The organism is Anoxybacillus sp. J5B_2022 (genome assembly GCF_026847645.1).
GTDB lineage: Bacteria > Bacillota > Bacilli > Bacillales > Anoxybacillaceae > Anoxybacteroides.
The window spans coordinates 1-7,680 of record NZ_JAPSMC010000089.1; the positions used below are offsets into that span (position 1 = coordinate 1).

Annotated in this window: 6 protein-coding genes, 1 rRNA gene and 1 other annotated feature; of the genes, 6 read left to right on the plus strand and 1 reads right to left on the minus strand. The window is 43.5% G+C overall.

Going from position 1 to position 7,680, the window contains the following annotated elements; all coding sequences use genetic code 11:
* Window positions 1-63: 63 nt before the first annotated feature.
* A 5S ribosomal RNA gene (rrf, locus tag M4I42_RS15785) occupies window positions 64-180 on the plus strand.
* A 28-nt stretch (window positions 181-208) separates the two neighbouring features.
* Here rrf and M4I42_RS15790 read toward each other — a convergent pair.
* Complete coding sequence (locus M4I42_RS15790; RefSeq protein WP_268853023.1) at window positions 209-1,210, minus strand: YaaC family protein; 1,002 nt, start codon at window positions 1,208-1,210, stop codon at window positions 209-211.
* 129 nt (window positions 1,211-1,339) lie between these two features.
* Between M4I42_RS15790 and guaB the strand changes: the two genes are divergently transcribed.
* The 5 genes from guaB to serS all read left to right on the plus strand — a co-directional run bounded on the left by guaB (window position 1,340) and on the right by serS (window position 7,484).
* On the plus strand, window positions 1,340-2,806 hold the full coding sequence (gene guaB / locus M4I42_RS15795; protein ID WP_268853024.1) for an IMP dehydrogenase: 1,467 nt from the start codon (window positions 1,340-1,342) through the stop codon (window positions 2,804-2,806).
* A 99-nt stretch (window positions 2,807-2,905) separates the two neighbouring features.
* Window positions 2,906-4,237 carry a D-alanyl-D-alanine carboxypeptidase family protein gene (locus tag M4I42_RS15800; protein WP_268853025.1) on the plus strand — a complete coding sequence of 444 codons (1,332 nt, stop codon included), beginning with the start codon at window positions 2,906-2,908 and terminating at the stop codon, window positions 4,235-4,237.
* Between the two features lie 168 nt (window positions 4,238-4,405).
* Window positions 4,406-5,290 (plus strand): pyridoxal 5'-phosphate synthase lyase subunit PdxS, encoded by an 885-nt coding sequence (gene pdxS / locus M4I42_RS15805; protein ID WP_066322275.1) that lies wholly within the window; start codon window positions 4,406-4,408, stop codon window positions 5,288-5,290.
* 18 nt (window positions 5,291-5,308) lie between these two features.
* Entirely contained in the window at window positions 5,309-5,887 is a 579-nt protein-coding gene (pdxT, locus tag M4I42_RS15810) for a pyridoxal 5'-phosphate synthase glutaminase subunit PdxT (RefSeq protein ID WP_268853026.1), read from the plus strand.
* 55 nt (window positions 5,888-5,942) lie between these two features.
* Window positions 5,943-6,157: a binding site (T-box leader), on the plus strand.
* A gap of 52 nt (window positions 6,158-6,209) precedes the next feature.
* The gene (gene serS / locus M4I42_RS15815; RefSeq protein ID WP_268853027.1) at window positions 6,210-7,484 is read left to right on the plus strand and encodes a serine--tRNA ligase; all 1,275 of its coding nucleotides are present in this window, start codon (window positions 6,210-6,212) and stop codon (window positions 7,482-7,484) included.
* Window positions 7,485-7,680 lie beyond the last annotated feature (196 nt).

The following is a 7,680-nucleotide window of genomic DNA, read 5'->3' on the forward strand; positions in this document are numbered from 1 at the left end:
AACGCTCCATCCTTTTCTTCCCACCACCTGTTATCTAGTTTTGAAGGAACAATCCTTCACCAGTCTAGTGACGATAGCGGAGAGGACACACCCGTTCCCATCCCGAACACGGAAGTTAAGCTCTCCAGCGCCGATGGTAGTTGGGGCTAGCGCCCCTGCAAGAGTAGGACGTTGCTAGGCGAAAAAGACTGACTAAACAAACGTTTAGTCAGTCTTTTTTATTGTTGCCGAGTATCACGGTTTTTCTTAGATGAAGCAAATATTCGTAAAGCAACTGTGGTCCTTTTTTTGATGTGATCGCTAAAAACTTGTGAATGAAAGGATAAGCTTCACTTGAGTAGGAATGCAGTAATTCTCCCCACCATTCGGTTTCGTAGCGGGAAATCATACTTAAGTTATATAGCAGCAAATAATGGGTGATTATTTCTGGCAACTGAAATAGTTTTTCACGGATTATTGGTAAGCGGTACAATCCATCGCTGACATCTAACATGAGCGGTTCGCATGCCAGAAGCCCGGGTTCGCGCCGACATACCGCTTTAATATAGTTTCCTTCTATTTGCACGGCCTCTGCTTGAATCCAGTTCCACTCTTTAGCGATATAGTGGATAAAACGCTCAAACGTCATATGATAATCATCTAAAATGTCGACAGGGATCAAGAGCGATTGGCAGAAAGGATCGTAAACAACTTTTCTTGATAATGGCTGGCCGTAATACGTTTCAAACAGTTCATGAAGTTCGCCTATTCGCTGCAATAACGCCCGCATGTGAAACTTTTCCCCACTCATTTGTTTCACATGAAACATTTTTTCAGAAAAATGAGTAAACAATCCGTGCTTTTGGATTTTCACTTCGTCAGCGAAAAACTCATAGCTTTGCTTTTTTCGCTTTCTTGTGGAAACACCGTGCGCCAAAATGGAAGTGGATTCCGGATAGTCCGCATCGACCGTAAGAAGACACGCTTTTAAAAGCTGAACCATTCCATAAAATAAAAGAACCGGCTGAATCGAGATCGGCGAATTCCGGGCTGTTAAATAAAAATTTTGTCCGTGTTCCAAGTAGTAAAGAAAGGCATAACAATTAGTATAGCTTTTTTGTTTTGCATCTTCTCTCCCTATTTTTTTATAGCAACGGTATAAAAATGGTTGAACGATATTAGCCGAACAAAAAGAAGCGAATGAAATCCAAATATCTTTATAGTGAAGCATCTTTTTTCTCCCTTCGTTACAAAGTAAAGTAAGAATTGATTGAAAAATCGAACATTTCTATGATTCCTTGACAGTATTTTAACCAGTTGTTAAGCTACTAATAATATTTCCGGATAAGGGGGAGAAAACATGTGGGAATCTAAATTTTTAAAAGAAGGGTTAACATTTGATGACGTTCTTCTTATTCCTGCCAAATCAGAGGTATTGCCTCGCGATGTGGATGTTACAACACAATTAAGCCCGACATTGCAGCTAAATATCCCGATTATTAGTGCAGGAATGGATACGGTCACAGAAGCAGAAATGGCGATTGCGATGGCTCGCCAAGGCGGATTAGGAATTATTCATAAGAACATGTCCATTGAACAGCAAGCTGAACAAGTAGACAAAGTAAAACGTTCCGAACGTGGCGTCATTACAGATCCGTTCTTTTTAACCCCTGAACATCAAGTGTATGATGCCGAGCATTTAATGGGGAAATATCGCATTTCCGGCGTTCCAATTGTCAACAACGAAATAGAGCAAAAGCTTGTTGGGATTATTACCAACCGGGATTTGCGCTTTATTCAAGATTACTCCATCAAAATCTCCGATGTGATGACGAAAGAAAATTTAATTACAGCTCCTGTTGGTACAACGCTAGAAGAGGCAGAGAAGATTTTACAAAAATACAAAGTCGAAAAATTGCCACTTGTCGATGAAAATGGCGTTCTTAAAGGATTAATAACCATTAAAGATATTGAAAAAGTCATCGAATTCCCGAATTCGGCAAAAGACAAGCAGGGCCGTTTATTAGTTGGGGCTGCCGTTGGAGTGACTGCAGATACGATGATGCGCGTGAAAAAGCTTGTAGAGGCGAATGTTGACGTTATTGTAGTCGATACGGCTCACGGGCACTCGAAAGGAGTACTTGAAACGGTTCGGAAGATTCGCGAACAGTATCCAGCGTTAAACATTATTGCCGGGAATGTCGCGACAGCAGAGGCGACACGAGACTTAATTGAAGCGGGCGCGAATATTATTAAAGTCGGAATTGGTCCGGGTTCAATCTGTACGACACGCGTTGTCGCCGGTGTAGGGGTGCCGCAAATTACGGCTATTTATGATTGCGCGACAGAGGCTCGGAAATATGGCGTTCCGATTATTGCTGATGGGGGAATTAAATATTCAGGCGACATTGTCAAGGCATTAGCGGCAGGGGCGCATGCGGTAATGCTTGGAAGCTTGTTGGCAGGCGTGACAGAAAGCCCTGGGGAAACGGAAATTTATCAAGGTCGACGCTTTAAAGTATACCGCGGAATGGGCTCAGTGGCCGCAATGGAAAAAGGAAGCAAAGACCGTTACTTCCAGGAAGACAATAAAAAATTTGTTCCAGAAGGAATCGAAGGTCGTGTCCCATATAAAGGTCCGCTTGCCGATACAATTTATCAACTCGTTGGTGGACTAAGATCGGGTATGGGATACTGCGGCACGAAAAATTTAGAAGAATTGCGCGAAAAAACGCAATTTATTCGCATGACAGGTGCCGGATTAAGGGAAAGCCATCCACATGATGTACAAATTACAAAAGAAGCACCAAATTATTCTCTCTCATAACATCATTTTTGTTTTGAAATTGAAGCGGAGGAATGTTCCTCCGTCTATTTTTTTGAATAGGGATGTGTTACAATAACGGTTGTGTGAGGAGGGACAAAGGTGAAACGAAAGAAAAATATAATTATAGGGTTCATTGTTGCCTTGTTATTGTCAGTCGTGTTTCCGTTTGGAAACGCTAAAGCAGCGCAAGATCCGTTAAATATTGAAGCGGATGCGGCGATTCTTGTTGATGCAAAAACCGGAAGAATTTTGTATGAAAAAAATATTGATACGGTACTTGGAATTGCCAGCATGACAAAGATGATGACAGAGTATTTGTTGCTAGAGGCGATTAAAGAGCAGCGCGTCAAATGGGATCAGCAGTACACACCGAGCGAGTACGTTTATCGACTTTCGCAAGACCGTGATTTGTCTAACGTTCCATTGCGTAAAGATGGAAAATATACCGTTCGTGATCTTTACGAGGCGATGGCGATTTACTCCGCTAATGCTGCGACAGTAGCGATTGCCGAGATTGTCGGCGGATCGGAAGAAAATTTTGTGAAAATGATGAATGAAAAAGCGAAGCAGCTAGGTCTTCCTGGCTACAAATTTGTTAATGCGACAGGGTTGAGCAACCAAGATTTAAAAGGGCTACATCCACAAGGAACGAATGAAAACGAAGAGAACGTAATGTCGGCTCGGTCTGTTGCGATGTTAGCTTATCATTTGCTCAAGGAATATCCGGAAGTGCTCCAAACAGCAAGCATTCCGAAAAAAATCTTTCGCGAAGGCACCGATGACCAAATTAAAATGGATAACTGGAACTGGATGTTGCCAGGGCTAATTTACTCGTATGAAGGGGTAGACGGCTTAAAAACAGGATATACGGAATTTGCTGGATATTGTTTTACCGGAACGGCAGAACGAAATGGCATGCGTTTTATTACGGTTGTTATGAATGCTAAAAGTAATGGAAAGTCAAGCATTGGCGCACGATTTGAACAGACGAGAAAATTGCTTGATTACGCTTTTAGCAATTACTCGCTGAAAGAGCTTTATCCGGCTGGATATCAACAAAAAGGCACTGCTACATTGCCGGTGGTGAAAGGGAAAGAAAAATCTGTAGCGATTGCCACCAAACAACCGCTTTCGCTTGTGATTAAAAATGGAGAAGAAAAGAATTATCAGCCTGTATATGTGCTCGATCAAAAGAAACTAACGGCACCGGTTAAAAAAGGCGAAATAGTCGGATACATGACGTTAAAATATACAGGTACCGATACGAATGATTATTTAGCCCCAAGTTTCAAAAATGCAGTTAAAGTAGATGTAGTTACAAAAAAAAGCGTGGAAAAAGCCAATTGGTTTGTGTTGATGATGAGAGGAATTGGTGGTTTATTTAGCGATATTTGGACGAGCGTTGCTAAAACGGTAAAAGGCTGGTTTTAAACAAAGCCCCTCATGAAAAACGGGGGCTTTTCACTTTTTTATTGTGATTTTTGAAAAAATTGAGGTAAAATAAAGAAATGTAATCAAGATTATTGGTTGTAGATTTTTCTATTTTCCAGTAAAATGAAGCAAAATAGGACTACATAATGAAACTGGGAGGAATTACAAGTGGCGATTACAGGTACTGAACGTGTAAAACGTGGGATGGCAGAAATGCAAAAAGGCGGCGTCATTATGGACGTTGTCAACGCAGAGCAAGCAAAAATCGCGGAAGCAGCAGGGGCTGTAGCTGTTATGGCGCTAGAGCGCGTTCCAGCTGACATTCGTGCAGCGGGCGGTGTAGCGCGCATGGCCGATCCAACAGTCATTGAAGAAGTGATGAAAGCTGTGTCGATTCCGGTCATGGCGAAAGCGCGTATCGGCCATTATGTCGAAGCACGCGTGTTAGAAGCGTTAGGTGTTGACTACATTGATGAGAGTGAAGTGTTAACTCCGGCAGACGAGGAGTTTCATATCGATAAGCGTCAATTTACGGTTCCATTTGTTTGTGGTTGCCGTGATTTAGGCGAAGCTGCTCGCCGAATTGCAGAAGGCGCGTCGATGTTACGAACAAAAGGAGAACCAGGGACAGGAAATATTGTTGAGGCGGTTCGTCATATGCGAAAAGTGAACGCTCAAGTGCGTAAAGTTGTGAGCATGAGCGAAGATGAGCTTATGACGGAAGCGAAAAATTTAGGTGCACCGTTTGAAGTATTATTAGAAATTAAACGGCTCGGCCGTCTCCCTGTCGTTAACTTTGCGGCAGGCGGTGTGGCGACTCCAGCGGATGCGGCGTTAATGATGTATTTAGGGGCAGACGGAGTGTTTGTAGGTTCAGGTATTTTTAAATCCGAAAACCCTGAGAAATATGCGCGTGCGATTGTCGAAGCGACAACTCATTACGAAGATTATGAGTTAATTGCTCATCTTTCGAAAGGATTAGGAGGAGCAATGAAAGGAATCGATATTTCATCTCTATTACCGGAACAACGCATGCAAGAACGCGGTTGGTAATACAGGGAGAAGATCATGATGGTGAAAATCGGTGTTTTAGGGCTACAAGGAGCAGTGAGAGAACACGTTCGCTCCGTTGAAGCGTGTGGAGCGGAAGCGGTCGTCGTGAAAAAGCCGGAGCAGTTACAAGAAATCGATGGCTTGATTATCCCAGGCGGCGAAAGTACAACGATGCGCCGGCTTATGGATAAATACGGGTTTATGGAGCCGCTTAAGCAATTTGCGGTACAAGGAAAACCGATGTTCGGGACGTGCGCGGGCTTGATTATTTTAGCGAAGCGCATTGTTGGATACGAAGAACCGCATCTCGGCTTAATGGATGTGACGGTTGAACGTAATTCATTCGGACGGCAACGCGAAAGCTTCGAAGCAGAGTTGTCGATTGCTGGAATTGCGGATGATTTTGTTGGTGTGTTTATTCGGGCTCCACATATTGTGGAAGTTGGCGAAGATGTCGAAATTTTGGCGAAGCATGAAGACCGAATTGTGGCAGCAAGACAAGGGCAGTTTTTAGGTTGTTCGTTCCATCCGGAATTGACGGATGACCATCGGATGACCCAATATTTCGTAAACATGGTCAGAGAGTCGAAAGCATAAAACAGTTGCATCTTGCTAACCCTTATAGTACATTATTATCGAAAATGGAATAGCTGTTAAAACGATGAAAGGAACTAGTAACAAGAATGTTCTTCTACAGAGAGTCGGTGGGTGGTGCAAACCGATGAAGGACACTTGTGAATCCATCCTTGAGTGAAATGCCGAACGCTAACGGTCAGTAAGCATTTCCGGCGAACGCCGTTACCGATTTGAGCGGAAGACGTTTTGTCTTCAAGTAGGGTGGCAACGCGGGTTACTCCCGTCCCTTTATTAGGGACGGGAGTTTTTATTTTCAACAATATATTCGAGGAGGAGAAGGCTTATGTTAGATTTAAAATTTTTGCGCGCTAATTTTGCCGAAGTAAAAGAAAAGCTAGCACATCGCGGCGAAGATTTAACGGATTTCGCGCGGTTTGAAGAGCTGGACAAAAAGCGCCGCGAGCTAATTGCTCAAGCGGAAGAATTAAAAAATAAGCGCAACGAAGTGTCGCAACAAATTGCTGTTTTAAAGCGGGAAAAGAAAGAGGCAGACCATTTAATTGCCGAAATGCGTGAAGTCGGCGATCGCATTAAGGAGTTAGACGAAGAGTTGCGCCAAGTCGAAGAAGCGTTAGAAATGCTATTGTTGTCTATTCCGAACATTCCGCACGAATCGGTGCCAATCGGGGAGTCAGAAAACGATAACGTCGAGATTCGCAAATGGGGCGAACCACGATCGTTTTCATTTGAACCGAAACCGCATTGGGAAATTGCGGACCAACTTGGCATTCTCGATTTTGAACGCGCCGCCAAAGTGACGGGAAGCCGCTTTGTCTTTTATAAAGGGCTTGGTGCGCGTTTAGAGCGTGCGCTCATCAATTTTATGCTCGATCTTCATGTCGAAGAGCATGGGTATGTAGAAGTGTTACCACCTTATCTTGTGAATCGTGCTAGCATGACAGGAACTGGTCAATTGCCGAAATTTGAAGAGGATGCGTTTCGGGTCGAAAGCGAAGATTATTTCCTGATCCCAACAGCTGAAGTGCCTGTTACTAACTTGCATCGCGATGAAATTTTATCCGCCGAAGACTTACCGCTAAACTACGTGGCATATAGCGCATGTTTTCGTTCTGAAGCAGGATCTGCTGGTCGGGATACGCGTGGACTTATTCGCCAGCATCAGTTCAATAAAGTAGAGCTCGTGAAATTTGTAAAGCCGGAAGATTCATACGAGGAACTAGAAAAACTGACAGGTCATGCGGAAAAAGTATTGCAACTATTAGAGCTTCCGTATCGTGTAATGAGCATGTGTACAGGTGATTTAGGGTTTACAGCAGCGAAAAAATACGATATTGAAGTTTGGCTTCCAAGCTACGGAACGTATCGAGAAATTTCATCTTGCAGCAACTTTGAAGCGTTTCAAGCGCGCCGTGCGAACATTCGCTTCCGCCGCGATCCGAAAGCAAAACCTGAACATGTGCATACGCTCAATGGATCTGGATTAGCGATCGGCCGGACGGTTGCCGCGATTTTAGAAAATTATCAGCAAGAAGACGGCACAGTTGTCATTCCAAAAGTTTTGCAGCCTTATATGGGCAATCAAGAAGTGATTCGATAAAAACGAAGGGCAGGCTGATCAATGGCCTGCTCAATTTTATACGATTAAGAAAGTATAAATTTTCCTGCATAGATGTCTAGTCGAGACTTTTATTTTCTCGGGACGCTTCGGACCTGCTGTGGTGGCTAAGCCTTCTCCCGGGTTCGCCAGCGCCTATCAGGGCTAATCAGTTGCCTCCGCTTTTTGAAAAAAATGA